Consider the following 14,002-nt stretch of genomic DNA (forward strand, 5'->3'; position numbering starts at 1 on the left):
TGCTTGCGCTTAGTCCGGTGCCCGTGCTGCCTGAACCGACTTCGCCAGCACGCACAGCAATTCGAACATCATCGTGGCACCCGCCAGCGCCGTCATGCCGGCGAGATCGAACGGCGGCGCCACTTCCACGACATCGGCGCCGACAATGTTCAGCCCGTCGAGCAGGCGCACCATTTCCTGCGCCTCTCGGGTGGTGAAGCCGCCGAGCTCGGGCGTGCCGGTTCCCGGCGCCATCGAAGGGTCGATGCAGTCGATGTCGAAGGTCACATAGGTCGGGCCGGTTCCGGCGATGGCGCGCGCTTCCTCCATGACGCTGGCGGCACCCCGCCTGACGAATTCCTCCATGTAGATGATGCGAATGCCCTGGGCGACCGCCCAATCGTGCTCGCCCGGTTCATAGATCGAGCCTCGGATGCCGATCTGCGCGACCCGTTTCGGGTCGAGCAGGCCTTCCTCGATAGCGCGGCGGAACGGCGTGCCGTGCGTATAAGGATTGTCGCCGAAATAACGGTCGTTGGTGTCGGAATGCGCATCGAAATGGATCATGCCGACCGCACGTTCCCTGGCGACGGCGCGCAGCACCGGCAGTGTCGTCAGATGGTCGCCGCCGGCGGCAAGCGGAATGGCGCCCGCCGTCACGATCGCGGCGATGCCTTCCTCGATGCGTTTCAACCCGTCCAGGAGATTGATGGGATTGACCGAGAGATCGCCGACATCGGCGACATTGGCGATGCTGAACGGTTCGGTCCCCGAGACGTGGTGGACGCGCCGCATGAGGCTCGACTGGTTGCGGATCTCGCGCGGGCCGTGGCGGGCGCCGGCGCGGTTGGTCGTGCCGCCATCCCACGGTATGCCGAGGAGAGCGATATCGAGCCCTTCGGCGCTCGCCACCGCCGGCAGCCGCATGAAGGTCGACAGCCCGGCAAAACGCGGAACGGCCGAGGCATCGACCGGCTGGAAGAACTTGCTACTCATCATGTCGGCACCTCAGAAGAGTTCACGTTTGACGATATCGGTGTCTCGCAGTTCTGCCTCCTTGGGCCGCGTGCGAAAGCCGGGAGAACCAGAGCGAAAAATCACGAAGGCTTCTGCAGGGTCTCCAGCGAGCGCGCCATGTTCAGCCTGGCCTGAGGCTCGAAGCGCTGGCGAAATTCCTGCGTATGGAAGATATGCGGGCGGGCGAGGAAATCCTTCAGCACGGCACCCCGTCCGGCACGCCACATCGGCTCCTCCACCCAGCCATATTCGCGGCGGACCGCGCGCTCATAGGCGTCGAAAGCATCCGGCGCGCTACCCAGGATGGACAGGTCCATGTCGAGGAAGAGGCTGGCGTCGCGTGTTGCCGCCGCGTTGTCGAACAAAGGCAATTGGTGCGTGGCGGTGGCGAGGATCATCGCGCTGATGCGGTTCAGACGCCCGGCATCGGTGCTGCCCACAAGCTTTTTCTCGGCAAGAGCTGCACTTCTGGCCTCATTGTCCTTGGCCTTGCTGTCGTAGATGGCGTCGTGGAACCAGATCGCCGCTTCAACCGCCCGGGGGTCGTCGAGCAGCGTTCGATAATCGCCGGCCAGCGCCAGCATCGCCTCGATATGGGCGAGGTTGTGGTAGTGGCGATCCTCGGCTTGGTAGAGCATTGACAACTCGGTTTTCAGAGCCGGGTCGATCAAGGGTTCGTTTTCCATGGCTGCTTGAATTCCTGCGAACCAAATCCATTTGACGAAGCACTAAGGAAAATTGAGTTCAATCGTGCTATGATCTGGCTTATATGTGCGGCCAGATAGCAGGCAAGCACAACAGGCAAGCCAGCAGGACGCAGGACGAGACGTCGATGAACAGCATCAGCATTTCCCGCCACAGCGCGTTGCAGCCGGTCGATCCGATCTGGCGTTCAATCCGCGACGAGGCGATGGACGCGGTCAACCGCGATCCGTTGCTCGCCGCCTTCCTCTATTCGACGATCCTCAACCAGGAGAGCCTGGAAGAGGCCGTCATCCACCGGATCGCGGAACGGCTGGCCCATCAGGATATCGGCTCCGATCTCATCCGCCAGACCTTCAAGACCATGCTGACCGACGACAAGGACTGGCCGACCACCGTGCGCGTCGACATCCAGGCCTATTACGACCGCGACCCGGCTTGCGACCGGTTCATCATGCCGGTTCTGTATTTCAAGGGTTTTCACGCCATCCAGACCCATCGGCTGGCGCACTGGCTGTGGAACCAGGGCCGCAAGGATTTCGCGCTCTACCTGCAGAGCCGTTCGTCCTCGGTCTTCCAGACCGACATCAATCCGGCCGCGCGCATCGGCAAGGGCATCTTCATCGATCACGCCACCGGCTTGGTCGTCGGCGAGACCGCGGTGATCGAGGACGATGTATCGATCCTGCACGGCGTGACGCTGGGCGGCACCGGCAAGGCAGGCGGTGACCGTCACCCCAAGATCCGCCGTGGCGTGCTGATTGGCGCCGGCGCCAAGATCCTCGGCAACATCGAGATCGGCCATTGCTCCAAGGTCGCCGCCGGATCGGTGGTGCTGTCGCCCGTGCCGCACAACAAGACGGTTGCCGGCGTGCCGGCCCGCGTGGTCGGCGAGACCGGCTGCGACCAGCCCTCGCGCCAGATGGACCAGCTCCTGCCGTCGCAGAAGATGGACCAGGTGATCAGTTTCGACATCTGATTTCCGCGCCGGCGCGCTGTCCGGCGTGATTGCGATTGTGCCCGGTAGCCGCCGCTTCCGGTGCAATACGGCCGGCTTGCCTTTACATCGCCATTGTCGACGTGCCAGAAGCGCCCTTCAAACCAGCAAGCCCGATGATCGGAGAAGACTGTTGAAGCCGGACGAAATCAGAAAGCTGGACGCCTATTTCAAGCGCGTCTTCCAGAACCCCAAGCTTGAGGTCAAGGCACGGCCACGCAAGGAAGATTCGGCCGAAGTCTATGTCGGTGACGAGTTCCTCGGCATCGTCTTCAAGGACGAGGATGACGGCGACTACAATTTCTCGATGGCGATCCTCGACATCGATCTGGGCTGAGCCCGCAAATCCAAAGACAGGCCGCGCCGGGCGTGGCCTGTCTTTGCATCAATGTCCGGTCTTCAGGAATCGCCCGGCCTCGGCCGTGATCGCCGCGTCGAGCGTCTGCCAGTCGCCGAGGAATTCCTTGGGAAAACGGTAGGTGAGGCTGAGATCGTTGCCGACATGGACGTCTCGCTCGCAAGGCGCCAGAGATTGATCGGCACTCGGCCCGCTCAGGCAGCGAGCCACGAAGGGATCCTTGCCCGGGCGCTTGCCGACAACCAGCACCTCGTTCAGATACCCTGATTTCTCGTTGAAACCGTAGACCGTCGTGCCTCCAGGTCCCGGAATGCCGGGCTGGACGATGAGCGCGCTGTAGATCGGCGCGAACCGGCCACTCATGTCGCGCGACATCATCTGCGGTTCGAAGGACAGGAAGACGATGTTCCTGTTGGCTTCCGAGTGATTGAAATCGTCGCGAGCAGCCTCGCTGTAGCCGTCCATCTGGGGATAGCGCAGATAAAGGTCGAGACGCGAGGCGATGCCATCGCGCCGGGCTTGGGCGAAACGGATGAAATTGGCCGGCACCGCGATGACATTGTTGCCGATGACGACCTGGCGGATGGTAGGATCATCCGTGTATCCGGCCATGGCGATCGAATGGCCGAACCATTTGCCGCCAAGGCTGATAGCCACGGACAGCAAGGCAAGTGCCGCGAAGGCGTAGAACACCCGCTTCATCAGCATGGAATCGACCACGGTGAGTTCCGGGCCGTCGGCGATCGCTGCCTGCTTCATCTCGGTCCTCATCCACCGCTCGTCCGCCATTCCAGTTGTGCCTCGGCGGCACACATCACGCGGCACGGCTCTTGCAGCCTTCCTGAAACGACTGTGCGATTTCATGGTAAATGGAAGGTTAAGGTGGCCCAGATGGAACTCTTCCTGTTTGCTTTTCTCGTCGGGCTGACGGTTTGCGGCCTGACGGGCTCGGCGATGGAACTGATATCAGGCCGCAAGGTCGCCTTCACCGAACCCTACGTATCGCCCTCGCATGTGCTGCGCTCGCTGGCAGCCACGGCTGGCGCCGGGCCGTTCATGCTGGTCAACGATGCCCTTGATGCGCGGCGTGAGGGTCGCATCTCGACCGTCGCGCTCTTGTCATGCGGCTGCACGGCGATTGCCTGGTCCCTGGCGCTGGGCATTGTCACGCTCGCCATTGCCTCATGGATGATCAGTCTCCTAGGGTCCGGCATCTGAGACGATTCGGAGACCGACAATGCCGCTTTATGCGATCGACGGAACAGAGCCCAGCTTCGAGGATGCGGGTTCAAACTGGATCGCGCCCGATGCGACGCTGATCGGCAATGTGCGCGTCGGCCGCAATGCCGGCTTCTGGTTTGGCGTCGTCATTCGCGGCGACAACGAACCTGTTGTGATCGGCGCTGACAGCAATGTGCAGGAACACACGGTCATGCACACCGATCCCGGCTTTCCGCTGACCGTCGGCGAGGGCTGCACGATCGGCCACCGGGCCATGCTGCATGGCTGCACCATCGGCGACAACAGCTTGATCGGCATGGGCGCCATCGTGCTGAACGGCGCCAGGATCGGCAGGAATTCGCTCGTTGGCGCCGGCGCGCTGGTCACCGAAGGCAAGGAATTTCCCGACAATTCGCTCATCGTCGGCTCGCCGGCCAAGGCGATCAGGGTGCTGGACGACGCGGCCGTCGACAGGCTGCGCGCCTCGGCCGCGCACTACGTCGCAAATGGCAAGCGCTTCAAGGCAGGGCTGAAGAAGCTTTGAGGTCATGACCCAACTGACAGGGTGCGGGGACGGCAGTCCCGCATGGATCAGGCGGATTTGTTCTTTCCTTTCCTTACGGTCGCAGGCTTGATTCGAATGCGCATGGCTCCCCCTTTGGGCGCTTCGATCTCGAATTCGGATGTATTCCTCACCAGGTCGCTCAGTTTGCCGAAACCGTAGGTGCGAGGGTCAAAGTCGGAGAAGAGGTTCGAGAGCTGCTTTCCGAACGTGCCGAGCAGCACCCAGCCATCTTCGCTGTCCATCTGGCCGATGACTTTCTTGAGTATCGGCAGCGCGGCACTGGATGATTGAAGCGGCTTCGATGCGGGCGCGGCGTCCGGGATATTCGCCGGGCCACGCAGAAGGTTTTCGGTGTAGATGAATCTGCGGCAAGCCTGCCGAAAGCTCTCCGGGGTTTTCTGCTCTCCGAACCCGAAGACATCGACACCCTGTTCGCGTATGCGCGCAGCGAGCCGCGTGAAATCGCTGTCGGAAGAAATCAGGCAGAAACCGTCGAAACGGCCGCTATGGAGCAGATCCATCGCGTCGATCACCAGTGTAATATCGGAAGCATTCTTGCCAGTGGTATAAGCGAACTGCTGCTGAGGAATGATCGCGTGCTTCGCCAATATGTCTGCCCAACTCTTGGACCGTGTGCTGGAGAAGTCGCCATATATACGGCGCACGCTGGCCTCGCCGATCTTCGCGATCTCCTCGAACAAACCGTCGGCAATCTTGGCGGAGGTGTTGTCCGCGTCGATAAGAACCGCAAGACGCGGTGATCGAGCTTCGGTCGGCATAAGGCCTCCTGCTGCTGATATCTTCTGGAGATATAGGGCGCGAACGCACCATGCCATGGAATTGGGATCAATTTTAGCAGCTACCCCGGAAATGGCGGAGCCGGCCCGGGGACGGGGCCGGCTCCTTTGACCCGGTCGTTGGGGACGGGGAGGGTGGGGACTCGACCGGGTTTCTCCTCAAGCGCGTCGCGATGCGCTTAATTTCTGTTCCATGCATGCCGCAAAACCGCTGCCGCTTTGGGCGACATGCTGGCGCACTAGCGGACGCTGGCGACCGCGTCGGAACGGCCGTCGTTGATCGTCACCCAAACGCCGGAGTTTTCCGTCGATTGACGCTTGAGATAGGTGTAGTCGGTGTCCGTCCAGGACAGCACCTTGGTTTCCAGATTGTCGAGGATGAACTCGCCGAGGCTGGTGCGCACGGTCAGCACGGCGTGGCCGTCGCCATTCGGCTGGCGTGCAACCGTCATCAGCAGATCACCCGCCGGCACGCCAGCGTCCATCAGTTCGCGGCGCTTCTCCAGCGCGTAGTCCTCGCAATCGCCGTAGCCGTTGTCGGGATAGGCCCAGTACTCCTCGACACCGTAGTTTTCCATGTCGGTGCGCGGCTTGATGCGGCTATTGACCGAATTGTTGATGCTGACGATCGTCGCCCAGAGTTTGCGGCTCAGGTCGACTGGGGCGCCCTTGGGCGTCTTCTCGTTGCATTCGCCAGGGATGCGCTGGCAGAATTCGTAGTGGCCGACAGGCTGCGTGGTACGGCCGCCGGTGTGCATATAGGCCGGTCCCGCGGCATATGCTGATCCCCAGGCGGAAAGCTGCATCGCCATTGCCATCAGCAACAGCTTGCCCCTCGTTTCTTTCATTTCTAGTCTCCCCGTTCGAAGGAGACATTGCCACATGTGGATTTATTTGACGCAAAAGCGCGAAGCAGACTTTAAGTAAAACGCCAGTAGAATAAACATAAAATTTGAATCATTTTAGTATTTAATTGTTTGGATTATCAGTTTGTGAAGAGCGTGAGGGCTTCGCTGCCCATGGGGCGGGTGGCCACTTTTGGGCTGCCGCGCGGTTCAGCCGCTTCCGGAAATTTTCCTGGATGATTGCCGCAACAAAAAACCGGCCGCGAAGGGCCGGCTTGATTGCTTGCCCGCGCCGGTCAGGCGCGGGGCGTGTTGAATTCGGAATCGAGCGTTTCGGGACGTTGGATGACGGCGAATTCTATGGCGACGCCATCCTCGAAATGACGAACGACCTGGCCACGCATGGTGCCCAGCATGACTTGGACGCCGATGGCCGGCTTGACGTCGATTTCGATCGCCGCGCCCGACAGCGACAGATCGATGATCCGGCACTGGTACTGACGGCCGTCGGTGAGTTGCAGCACGCTGGTCGGGTTGCGCGGCGCGACGCGTTCGTGGCGGCGGTCTTCCGGCAGGTCGAGTTCGTGCTTGTTGGCAAGCCAGGTCAACTGCGCCGCAAGCTTGTCCTTCTTGCGGTCGGACGCGATCACCGTCATGGCGAAGCCGTCCTGCAGCGTGCGTGTGACGACGCCTTCGATGCGGCCGATATGGTCGATATAGGCGATCACCTTTTCGCCGGGCATGCCGATGCGATCGGTGCGGAGCGCGACGTTACCGGGCGACATGTCGACGACCTGGCAAGGATGCTCGGTGCGGTCTTCCAGCATGAATCGCCCGTATATCTTGACCCGGACGCGCTGAAAGTTACGCCTTTCAGCTTGGGACGGCGCGTAGTCGACCGCCGCTGACCTCATGACTGCCTACACCCCGTTTGGCATTCCCGCGCGTCGATGCGAAGGACTTCACCGGAGAATTACAACAAAGCGGGTTAACAAAGGGGAAAAACGAGCCTGCGGCACCCGTGGCGTGATCAACTATTCCTCGCGCCCCCCGTCAAAGACGACGAGATGGCGGATGCGGCGCGCCCGGCCAAGCGCCGAGATCGTATCGGGCGCATCGAGTTCGGCTGGAACAAGCGAGGGGACGTCGATCGCCGGACGGTTGTTGAGCAGCTCTTTCTCCGGATCGATGACACGGATCGAATCGATCAGTGCGTCCGTGATCGGGTCGGCACCCAGCCAGAATGGCTTCTCCACGGCGCTGACCACGCCGAGGCAGCGCTGGTTTTCGATGCCGCCGTCAAGCGGCAAGGCAAGCAGTTCGAACTTGTTCGAGCGGCCGTTGCGGCTGAAGCCCTCGAATATGATCAACACGACCGATTTCTGATCGAAAACCCCATGAATCAGCCTTGAAACCAGGCGCTGATCCCTCTCGCGCCATAGTGACGGGAAGGAGAAACCCTTGAGTTCGCGGCCATAGCAGGCGCAGAGCCTGGTGCCGGCCAGGCGGAACACCGGCTGCCCACGTGTGTCCCTTTCCAGGATGAACGTATCGGCCAGCAACGACTTGATATCGGCCGGTTCGACTTCCGATCGCTTCGGGGCAGGGCGTCCGTCACGCAGACGGTTCCAATAATGGAACAGCGTGATCGATCCGTTTTGGTTCATGGTATGCTGCTCCGCGCATTCTGTCGTCTGATGTCCCATCGGTGAACAGAAGGGCGCCCTCCGATGACCTACATGCGTTGCGGAGCAGGAAGCGTGCCAGCGTCGTTAACACTTGTTCACGGGTCGGGGCCGTTAAGGTTAACAACTGGTTTACGTTGCGCCCGGGCAGGCCCCGTGGCACACCAAAACCACTCCAGAAGCGGTCGTTTCGCGACGATCGGCAGCACTTCAGTCAAGAGTTTTAGGGGAGCAGGGGGCTCGACCGGCCGTTCAAGGGAAACCTTGGACGGCTTCTTTTTTGATTCGCACCAAGGCGATTCGCTGTTTGCGGTTCCATTGACCATGATCTAGATGCTGGCCAGATCGAACCAGCCCCAGATCGAACCAGCCCCCATATCGAACCAATAGAGTGCGATTGCAGATGAGCGAACCGCAAGATCCTTCCGAGGGCGAACACGCCGAACCGATGCCGGAGCCCCGGCGCGAGCCGGTGTTCAATCTGCCGCCCGTCGTGCTGGCGGTGATCGGCATTTGCGCGGTCGTTTTCCTGCTGCAGCAATATGTGCTGAACGACGCTCAACAGATGACGCTGTTGTACGACGGGGCCTTCATCCCCGTCCTCTACACCGGCCAATACGGCTTCGACTGGTTCCTGCTCACGCGGCCCTTCACTTACGCCTTCATGCATGGCGGGTTTGCGCATATCGCCATCAATATGGTCTGGCTCGCCGCCTTTGGCTCGCCACTGGCCAATCGTCTCGGCGGGCTCTGGTTCGCCCTGTTCTTTGCGGCCACCGGACTGGCTTCCGTGGCGCTTTTCTGGGCCATGCACCCCTATGGCGAGGCACCGCTGGTCGGCGCCTCCGGCGCCATATCAGGCATGATGGGGGCCGCGGCGCGTTTCGGTTTCCGCACCGACCGATCGGCCGGCAAGGCTGCCTTCGCTGGCCCCGTGCTGCCGATCGCGGTCGTATTGCGCTTGCGCGGCGTCGTGATCTTTCTCGCCGTGTGGATGATCATCAATCTCGCCACCGGCCTGCTCGGCTTTGCCCCCGGAGTGGACGGACAGATCGCCTGGGAGGCCCATATTGGCGGCTTCGTCGCCGGCTTCTTCGGCCTGCGCTGGTTCGACCGCCGATGGCAGCCGCCCGAATGGGAGACCGCCGACCGCGGCACTTGAAATGCAACGGATCACGGCGCACGATGTTCACTCTTACGTGACAGCCGGTCTGGGCAGGGGGCCGGCAGGCGAAGCAGAGGAGGACGCCATGACGGTTAAGGCAATTCTGGAAAGAAAAGGCCACGACGTGCTGACGCTCGGGCCGAACGAAAAGCTCAGCGAAGCCATCCGCATCCTCGCCGAACACAAGATAGGCGCGCTGGTCATCACCAATGGCGATCGCAAGATCGTCGGCATTCTGTCGGAGCGCGACATCGTGCGGGTCGTTGCCAAGGAAGGTAGCGCCGCGCTTGATATCGCCGTGCGTTCGGCAATGACGCCGAAGGTGAAGATCTGCAACGAGAACCACACCGTCAACGAGGTGATGGAGATCATGACCAGGGGCCGTTTCCGCCATCTGCCGGTGGAAAAGGACGGCCTGCTTGATGGCATCGTCTCCATCGGCGACGTGGTCAAGCGCCGCATCGAGGATGTCGAGCGCGAGGCGGACGAGATCAGGGCCTATATCGCCACCGCCTGAGCGGTGAACGGAGCCGCCGGCCGGAAGCCCGACCGGCGGAACCATATGCTATCTGTTGTCGAGTTCGGAGCGGACGAGCTCGAGCCCGCGCCTTGTGATGCGGTAGGGACCGCCGCCAGACGACGAAACCGCCTTCTTGCGTTTCAGTTTTCGAAACAGGTCGAGATCGACGCCCGGATAGTGCCAGCCATCGCGGGTCAGGCATTTGACGGAGGCGATCCGTTTCTTCTGGTTCTTTTCGATTTCAATGCGTCCGCCCTGCGCAAGCAGGTGCAGGATGCGCTGTTCAGTGCGCGAAATATCCATGGGAGAGTTTCCGGGAAAACAAAAAATGCCGCCGCCGCGAAGCTTCGCGGCACGGGGTTTCAGGCTTTCTGCCCTGCCTCGCTAGGAGGTCAGGGCCCTACCGGGACTGAGCGTAAGTGGACATCCACTCTCCATTGGGATCAGCGTCCTATAAGCGAGAGCGGCTGAAAAGGCTAGCCTGCGGCTTTGCGCTTGTCTCTTTTGGCGGTTTGCACTAGCGAAGGCCAACACTCAAAATTTGCGAAAATCGCAATCTTCGCGAGCTAGAAGCGCAGGCCACCATGACCCTCATCGATACCCGCACGCCCGACGCGAAACGCCTGATCCCCGGCGCCACCGGCGACTGGGAAATCATTATCGGTCTCGAGGTGCACGCGCAGGTCATCTCGCAAGCAAAATTGTTTTCCGGCGCCTCGACCGCTTTCGGCGCTGCCCCCAACGCCAATGTCAGCCTGGTCGATGCGGCAATGCCCGGCATGCTGCCTGTCATCAACGAGGAATGCGTCAAGCAGGCGATCCGGACCGGCCTCGGCCTGAAGGCGCGGATCAACCACAAGTCCGTCTTCGACCGGAAGAACTATTTCTACCCCGACCTGCCGCAGGGCTACCAGATATCGCAGTTCAAGCAGCCGATCGTTGGCGAGGGCACGGTGATTGTTTCGGTCGGCCCCGACCGGCAGGGCGAGTTCGAGGATATCGAGGTGGGCATCGAGCGGCTGCATCTGGAGCAGGATGCGGGCAAGTCGATGCACGACCAGCATCCGACCATGTCCTATGTCGACCTCAACCGCTCTGGCGTGGCGCTGATGGAGATCGTCTCCAAGCCCGACCTGCGTTCCGGCGATGAGGCCAAGGCCTATGTCACCAAGCTGCGCACCATCATGCGCTATCTCGGCACCTGCGACGGCAACATGGATGAAGGCTCGCTGCGCGCCGACGTCAACGTCTCGGTACGCCGGCCCGGTGGCGAGTTCGGCACGCGCTGCGAGATCAAGAACATGAACTCGATCCGCTTCATCGGCCAGGCCATCGACTATGAGGCGCGCCGCCAGATCGCTATCCTGGAAGACGGCGGCAAGATCGATCAGGAAACGCGGCTATACGATCCCGTCAAGGGCGAGACGCGCTCCATGCGCTCGAAGGAAGAAGCGCACGACTACCGCTACTTCCCCGATCCCGATCTTCTGCCGCTGGAATTCGACCAGGCCTATGTCGATGCCTTGGCCAAAGGACTGCCGGAACTGCCCGACGACAAGAAGGCGCGGCTGATCACCTCGCTGGGTCTCTCGACCTACGACGCTTCGATCCTGGTCTCGGAAAAGTCGGTCGCCGACTATTTCGAGAAGGTGGCCGCCGGACGTGACGGCAAGCTCGCCGCCAACTGGGTCATCAACGACCTGCTCGGTCAATTGAACAAGGCGGGCAAGGACATTGAAAATGCGCCGGTTTCGCCCGACCAGCTTGGCGCCGTCATCGACCTGATCAAGGATGGCACCATCTCCGGCAAGATCGCCAAGGACCTGTTCGAGATCGTCTGGAACGAAGGTGGCGATCCACGTCAGTTGGTCGAAAGCCGAGGCTTGAAGCAGGTCACCGATACCGGCGCCATCGAGAAGGCTGTCGACGAAGTAATCGCTGCCAATCCTGACAAGGTCGAACAGGCGCGCGCCAAGCCGACCATGGCCGGCTGGTTCGTCGGCCAGGTGATGAAGGCGACAGGCGGCAAGGCCAACCCGCAGGCGGTCAACGACCTCGTCAAGGCCAAGCTCGGCATCGAGTAGAACCATGTTCGTCCGCACCGCCGGAGATCGCGACCTCGCCGCCGTCCGGGCGCTGCTGGTTGAAACCTGGCATGCGACCTATGACGCCATCTATGGCGCCGCCAAGGTCACTGAAATCACCGACCAATGGCATTCGATTGCTTCTCTGAGAACCAGACTGACACGGCCGAACAGCGAGTTTCTCGTCGCCGATGACGGCAAGCGCATTGGTGGCGTGGCTTTTGCCGAAGGCGCTGATGGCGGAGAATTGGTCGTGCTGAAACAGCTCTACGTGCTTCCAGTCCTGCAGGGCAGGGGCATCGGCGGCATGCTGCTCGACGAGATCATCGAGAGTTTCCCTGAAGCCCGCGCCATCCGCCTGGAAGTGGAAGAACAGAACAAGCGTGCCATCGCGTTCTACGAAGCGAACGGTTTCGTACGATCCGGCGATGCCGGCGAGCACACGGGTCCCTCCGGCGAACAGACACTGGTCTATCGCAGGCCGCTTGCCGGCTGAGCGCCATCTGCTGGCACTCCGTATCACCTTCTCGCGAGCGGCGCGGCATGTGCCCCGTTTTCGTTTGACGGCCTGAGGGTCACGCACCAAGCTGCTGCGCTGACCGTGCGGAAGCCGGAATGGGCTGGCGTGCAAGGCGGCGAGGGGGAACCATGCCAAGTTTGCCGGAACTGATGCCGACCCAGGTGTCGGACGAAACCTTTGGTGGCGTCACCTATCACATTGCGGGCGAACTGGTGCCCGTGCTTTCGGTCGACGTGACACGGATGCCGGTCTATTTCGAGCACCACATCCTGCTCTGGAAAAATTCCACCATCACCATCGGCCTGAAATCGCTCAAAGGCGCGCTGAAGCGCATGATGGCCGGTATGCAGATCTTCGTCACCGAGGCGTCGGGGGCGGGCATCATCGCCTTCAGCCGTGACGGGCCCGGCCACATCGTGCCGATCCATCTCAGGCGCGGCGAGGAGATCCAGGTGCGCGAACACCAGTTTCTCGCCGCCACCGGCAATGTCGACTACACGTTCGAGCGGGTACGCGGCCTGGCGACGATGCTGTTTGGCCAGAGCGGCTTCTTCATCGACCGTTTTCGCGGCGATACCGGCGACGGCATCGTCTGGCTGCACGGCTACGGCAATGTCTTCGAAAAGACGCTTGCCGCTGGCGAGACCATCGACATCGAGCCGGGCGGCTGGCTGTTCAAGGATGCCTCGGTCAGGATGGAAACCAAGATCGACCGCCTGTCGAGCGGCTTCTTCGGCGCCAATATGAACTTCATCGTCAATCGCTTCACCGGCCCTGGCCGGGTCGGCATCCAGTCCATGTATCTGCACATGCCGACAGAGGAGTAACTCCGACCAGTTCTGCCGCTCGTCGGGACCTTGCAACGCATAGAAGGAATCCGACCGTAAAGCGCATGTCGATATCCATCTTCGGTACCGCCGTGAAGAACGGAACCTCCGACCCATAGTCGCGTAGGAGCGCGGGGTCGCCGCAGGACACCGAAATCGAGCCGAATTGGTCGCCGTGCCAGCGACCGACGTTGGCTACCGAATCGTATATGGCCTCGACGCCCTGCGGCAGGGCGCGGTCGATCGCATTCGCCAACCTGGACATGGGCCCTCTCGTACCGCCTCCGGTCCCCAATCCGCTCCTGCGTCATCCCAGCATTTGCTGTGCCGGCTCACGACGGATATGCAGGGGCATGATAAAACTGTTCCGCATCGCGGCGCTGGTGCTGCTTGTCATCATCATTTTCGCGACCTTGTCGCCGATCCAGATGAGACCGCACATAGCCGAGGCGAATATCGAGCGTGCCCTGGCCTATGTGCTGTTGGGCTTCGCGCTGGCGCTCAGCTTCCCCAACAGAGTGTATCAGACCTCGATCTTTGTGATTGCGACTGCCGGCATACTGGAATTGCTTCAGATCATCGATCCCGGCCGCCACGCGCATCTTGCCGATGCAGTCGTGAAAGCATCGGCTGGGATTATTGGGGTCCTCGTGGGGCAATTATTGGTAAGGACCGGCGGGCGGATAGGCGTGAGGTAGGCGCGGCAGGAAGCTGAATGCA

General features: G+C 61.4%; 18 protein-coding genes. 10 read left to right on the forward strand and 8 right to left on the reverse strand.

All coding sequences use genetic code 11. The annotated features are described in order from the left end of the window. Positions 1-9 precede the first annotated feature (9 nt). Complete coding sequence (gene speB / locus AC07SZ_RS28905; RefSeq protein ID WP_494916961.1) at positions 10-975, reverse strand: agmatinase; 966 nt, start codon at positions 973-975, stop codon at positions 10-12. Positions 976-1,076: 101 nt separating this feature from the next. Next, on the reverse strand, positions 1,077-1,682 hold the full coding sequence (locus tag AC07SZ_RS28910) for an HD domain-containing protein (RefSeq protein ID WP_056566581.1): 606 nt from the start codon (positions 1,680-1,682) through the stop codon (positions 1,077-1,079). A gap of 146 nt (positions 1,683-1,828) precedes the next feature. Here AC07SZ_RS28910 and cysE point away from each other — a divergent pair, with 146 nt between their 5' ends. Together cysE and AC07SZ_RS28920 are read left to right on the forward strand one after the other, a co-directional pair. Beyond that, a complete protein-coding gene (gene cysE, locus AC07SZ_RS28915; protein ID WP_056566866.1) occupies positions 1,829-2,677 on the forward strand; it encodes a serine O-acetyltransferase in 849 nt (282 codons plus the stop codon). Between the two features lie 151 nt (positions 2,678-2,828). Further along, positions 2,829-3,032 carry a DUF3126 family protein gene (locus tag AC07SZ_RS28920; protein WP_019857879.1) on the forward strand — a complete coding sequence of 68 codons (204 nt, stop codon included), beginning with the start codon at positions 2,829-2,831 and terminating at the stop codon, positions 3,030-3,032. A 48-nt stretch (positions 3,033-3,080) separates the two neighbouring features. On the opposite strand, the gene AC07SZ_RS28925 is transcribed toward AC07SZ_RS28920, so the two are convergent. Beyond that, entirely contained in the window at positions 3,081-3,812 is a 732-nt protein-coding gene (locus AC07SZ_RS28925) for a hypothetical protein (RefSeq protein WP_056566863.1), read from the reverse strand. 132 nt (positions 3,813-3,944) lie between these two features. Here AC07SZ_RS28925 and AC07SZ_RS28930 point away from each other — a divergent pair, with 132 nt between their 5' ends. Together AC07SZ_RS28930 and AC07SZ_RS28935 are read left to right on the forward strand one after the other, a co-directional pair. After that, positions 3,945-4,271: a DUF6949 family protein gene (locus AC07SZ_RS28930; RefSeq protein WP_056566577.1), complete on the forward strand. Its 327-nt coding sequence runs from the start codon at positions 3,945-3,947 to the stop codon at positions 4,269-4,271. A 19-nt stretch (positions 4,272-4,290) separates the two neighbouring features. Continuing rightward, a complete protein-coding gene (locus AC07SZ_RS28935) occupies positions 4,291-4,818 on the forward strand; it encodes a gamma carbonic anhydrase family protein (RefSeq protein WP_056566573.1) in 528 nt (175 codons plus the stop codon). Between the two features lie 47 nt (positions 4,819-4,865). Here the strand turns inward: AC07SZ_RS28935 and AC07SZ_RS28940 are convergent, their stop codons facing one another. The 4 genes from AC07SZ_RS28940 to AC07SZ_RS28955 all read right to left on the reverse strand — a co-directional run bounded on the left by AC07SZ_RS28940 (position 4,866) and on the right by AC07SZ_RS28955 (position 8,148). After that, positions 4,866-5,618, reverse strand: a complete 753-nt coding sequence (locus AC07SZ_RS28940) for an NYN domain-containing protein (RefSeq protein WP_494916963.1) — start codon at positions 5,616-5,618, stop codon at positions 4,866-4,868. 257 nt (positions 5,619-5,875) lie between these two features. Beyond that, on the reverse strand, positions 5,876-6,484 hold the full coding sequence (locus AC07SZ_RS28945) for a transglutaminase-like cysteine peptidase (RefSeq protein ID WP_056566567.1): 609 nt from the start codon (positions 6,482-6,484) through the stop codon (positions 5,876-5,878). Between the two features lie 293 nt (positions 6,485-6,777). Then, the gene (locus AC07SZ_RS28950) at positions 6,778-7,395 is read right to left on the reverse strand and encodes a PilZ domain-containing protein (protein ID WP_056566564.1); all 618 of its coding nucleotides are present in this window, start codon (positions 7,393-7,395) and stop codon (positions 6,778-6,780) included. 120 nt (positions 7,396-7,515) lie between these two features. Beyond that, positions 7,516-8,148 (reverse strand): PAS domain-containing protein, encoded by a 633-nt coding sequence (locus tag AC07SZ_RS28955; protein WP_494916966.1) that lies wholly within the window; start codon positions 8,146-8,148, stop codon positions 7,516-7,518. A gap of 421 nt (positions 8,149-8,569) precedes the next feature. On the opposite strand from AC07SZ_RS28955, the gene AC07SZ_RS28960 reads away from it, so the two are divergent. Beyond that, the gene (locus AC07SZ_RS28960) at positions 8,570-9,328 is read left to right on the forward strand and encodes a rhomboid family intramembrane serine protease (protein ID WP_056566558.1); all 759 of its coding nucleotides are present in this window, start codon (positions 8,570-8,572) and stop codon (positions 9,326-9,328) included. An 88-nt stretch (positions 9,329-9,416) separates the two neighbouring features. After that, positions 9,417-9,848, forward strand: a complete 432-nt coding sequence (locus tag AC07SZ_RS28965) for a CBS domain-containing protein (protein WP_056566860.1) — start codon at positions 9,417-9,419, stop codon at positions 9,846-9,848. Between the two features lie 48 nt (positions 9,849-9,896). Here AC07SZ_RS28965 and AC07SZ_RS28970 read toward each other — a convergent pair whose 3' ends face one another. Further along, on the reverse strand, positions 9,897-10,154 hold the full coding sequence (locus AC07SZ_RS28970) for a YjhX family toxin (RefSeq protein ID WP_013895772.1): 258 nt from the start codon (positions 10,152-10,154) through the stop codon (positions 9,897-9,899). A 281-nt stretch (positions 10,155-10,435) separates the two neighbouring features. On the opposite strand from AC07SZ_RS28970, the gene gatB reads away from it, so the two are divergent. The 4 genes from gatB to AC07SZ_RS28990 all read left to right on the forward strand — a co-directional run bounded on the left by gatB (position 10,436) and on the right by AC07SZ_RS28990 (position 13,980). Beyond that, positions 10,436-11,935, forward strand: coding sequence for an Asp-tRNA(Asn)/Glu-tRNA(Gln) amidotransferase subunit GatB (gatB, locus tag AC07SZ_RS28975; RefSeq protein ID WP_056566555.1), 1,500 nt, complete (start codon positions 10,436-10,438; stop codon positions 11,933-11,935). 4 nt (positions 11,936-11,939) lie between these two features. Continuing rightward, entirely contained in the window at positions 11,940-12,431 is a 492-nt protein-coding gene (locus AC07SZ_RS28980; RefSeq protein WP_056566553.1) for a GNAT family N-acetyltransferase, read from the forward strand. Positions 12,432-12,583: 152 nt separating this feature from the next. Further along, positions 12,584-13,282: an AIM24 family protein gene (locus AC07SZ_RS28985; RefSeq protein WP_172373944.1), complete on the forward strand. Its 699-nt coding sequence runs from the start codon at positions 12,584-12,586 to the stop codon at positions 13,280-13,282. Between the two features lie 353 nt (positions 13,283-13,635). After that, on the forward strand, positions 13,636-13,980 hold the full coding sequence (locus AC07SZ_RS28990) for a VanZ family protein (RefSeq protein ID WP_172373943.1): 345 nt from the start codon (positions 13,636-13,638) through the stop codon (positions 13,978-13,980). Positions 13,981-14,002 lie beyond the last annotated feature (22 nt).

Source organism: Mesorhizobium sp. GW821-FHT07A06, assembly GCF_059419085.1.

What these genes read in the sequence shown, in the direction of transcription:
- speB (WP_494916961.1), bottom strand. Translation starts at nt 975, where the DNA reads ATGAGTAGCAAGTTCTTCCAGCCGGTCGATGCCTCGGCCGTTCCGCGT.
- AC07SZ_RS28910 (WP_056566581.1), bottom strand. Translation starts at nt 1,682, where the DNA reads ATGGAAAACGAACCCTTGATCGACCCGGCTCTGAAAACCGAGTTGTCA.
- cysE (WP_056566866.1), top strand. Translation starts at nt 1,829, where the DNA reads ATGAACAGCATCAGCATTTCCCGCCACAGCGCGTTGCAGCCGGTCGAT.
- AC07SZ_RS28925 (WP_056566863.1), bottom strand. Translation starts at nt 3,812, where the DNA reads ATGAAGCAGGCAGCGATCGCCGACGGCCCGGAACTCACCGTGGTCGAT.
- AC07SZ_RS28930 (WP_056566577.1), top strand. Translation starts at nt 3,945, where the DNA reads ATGGAACTCTTCCTGTTTGCTTTTCTCGTCGGGCTGACGGTTTGCGGC.
- AC07SZ_RS28935 (WP_056566573.1), top strand. Translation starts at nt 4,291, where the DNA reads ATGCCGCTTTATGCGATCGACGGAACAGAGCCCAGCTTCGAGGATGCG.
- AC07SZ_RS28940 (WP_494916963.1), bottom strand. Translation starts at nt 5,618, where the DNA reads ATGCCGACCGAAGCTCGATCACCGCGTCTTGCGGTTCTTATCGACGCG.
- AC07SZ_RS28945 (WP_056566567.1), bottom strand. Translation starts at nt 6,484, where the DNA reads ATGAAAGAAACGAGGGGCAAGCTGTTGCTGATGGCAATGGCGATGCAG.
- AC07SZ_RS28950 (WP_056566564.1), bottom strand. Translation starts at nt 7,395, where the DNA reads ATGAGGTCAGCGGCGGTCGACTACGCGCCGTCCCAAGCTGAAAGGCGT.
- AC07SZ_RS28955 (WP_494916966.1), bottom strand. Translation starts at nt 8,148, where the DNA reads ATGAACCAAAACGGATCGATCACGCTGTTCCATTATTGGAACCGTCTG.
- AC07SZ_RS28960 (WP_056566558.1), top strand. Translation starts at nt 8,570, where the DNA reads ATGAGCGAACCGCAAGATCCTTCCGAGGGCGAACACGCCGAACCGATG.
- AC07SZ_RS28965 (WP_056566860.1), top strand. Translation starts at nt 9,417, where the DNA reads ATGACGGTTAAGGCAATTCTGGAAAGAAAAGGCCACGACGTGCTGACG.
- AC07SZ_RS28970 (WP_013895772.1), bottom strand. Translation starts at nt 10,154, where the DNA reads ATGGATATTTCGCGCACTGAACAGCGCATCCTGCACCTGCTTGCGCAG.
- gatB (WP_056566555.1), top strand. Translation starts at nt 10,436, where the DNA reads ATGACCCTCATCGATACCCGCACGCCCGACGCGAAACGCCTGATCCCC.
- AC07SZ_RS28980 (WP_056566553.1), top strand. Translation starts at nt 11,940, where the DNA reads ATGTTCGTCCGCACCGCCGGAGATCGCGACCTCGCCGCCGTCCGGGCG.
- AC07SZ_RS28985 (WP_172373944.1), top strand. Translation starts at nt 12,584, where the DNA reads ATGCCAAGTTTGCCGGAACTGATGCCGACCCAGGTGTCGGACGAAACC.
- AC07SZ_RS28990 (WP_172373943.1), top strand. Translation starts at nt 13,636, where the DNA reads ATGATAAAACTGTTCCGCATCGCGGCGCTGGTGCTGCTTGTCATCATC.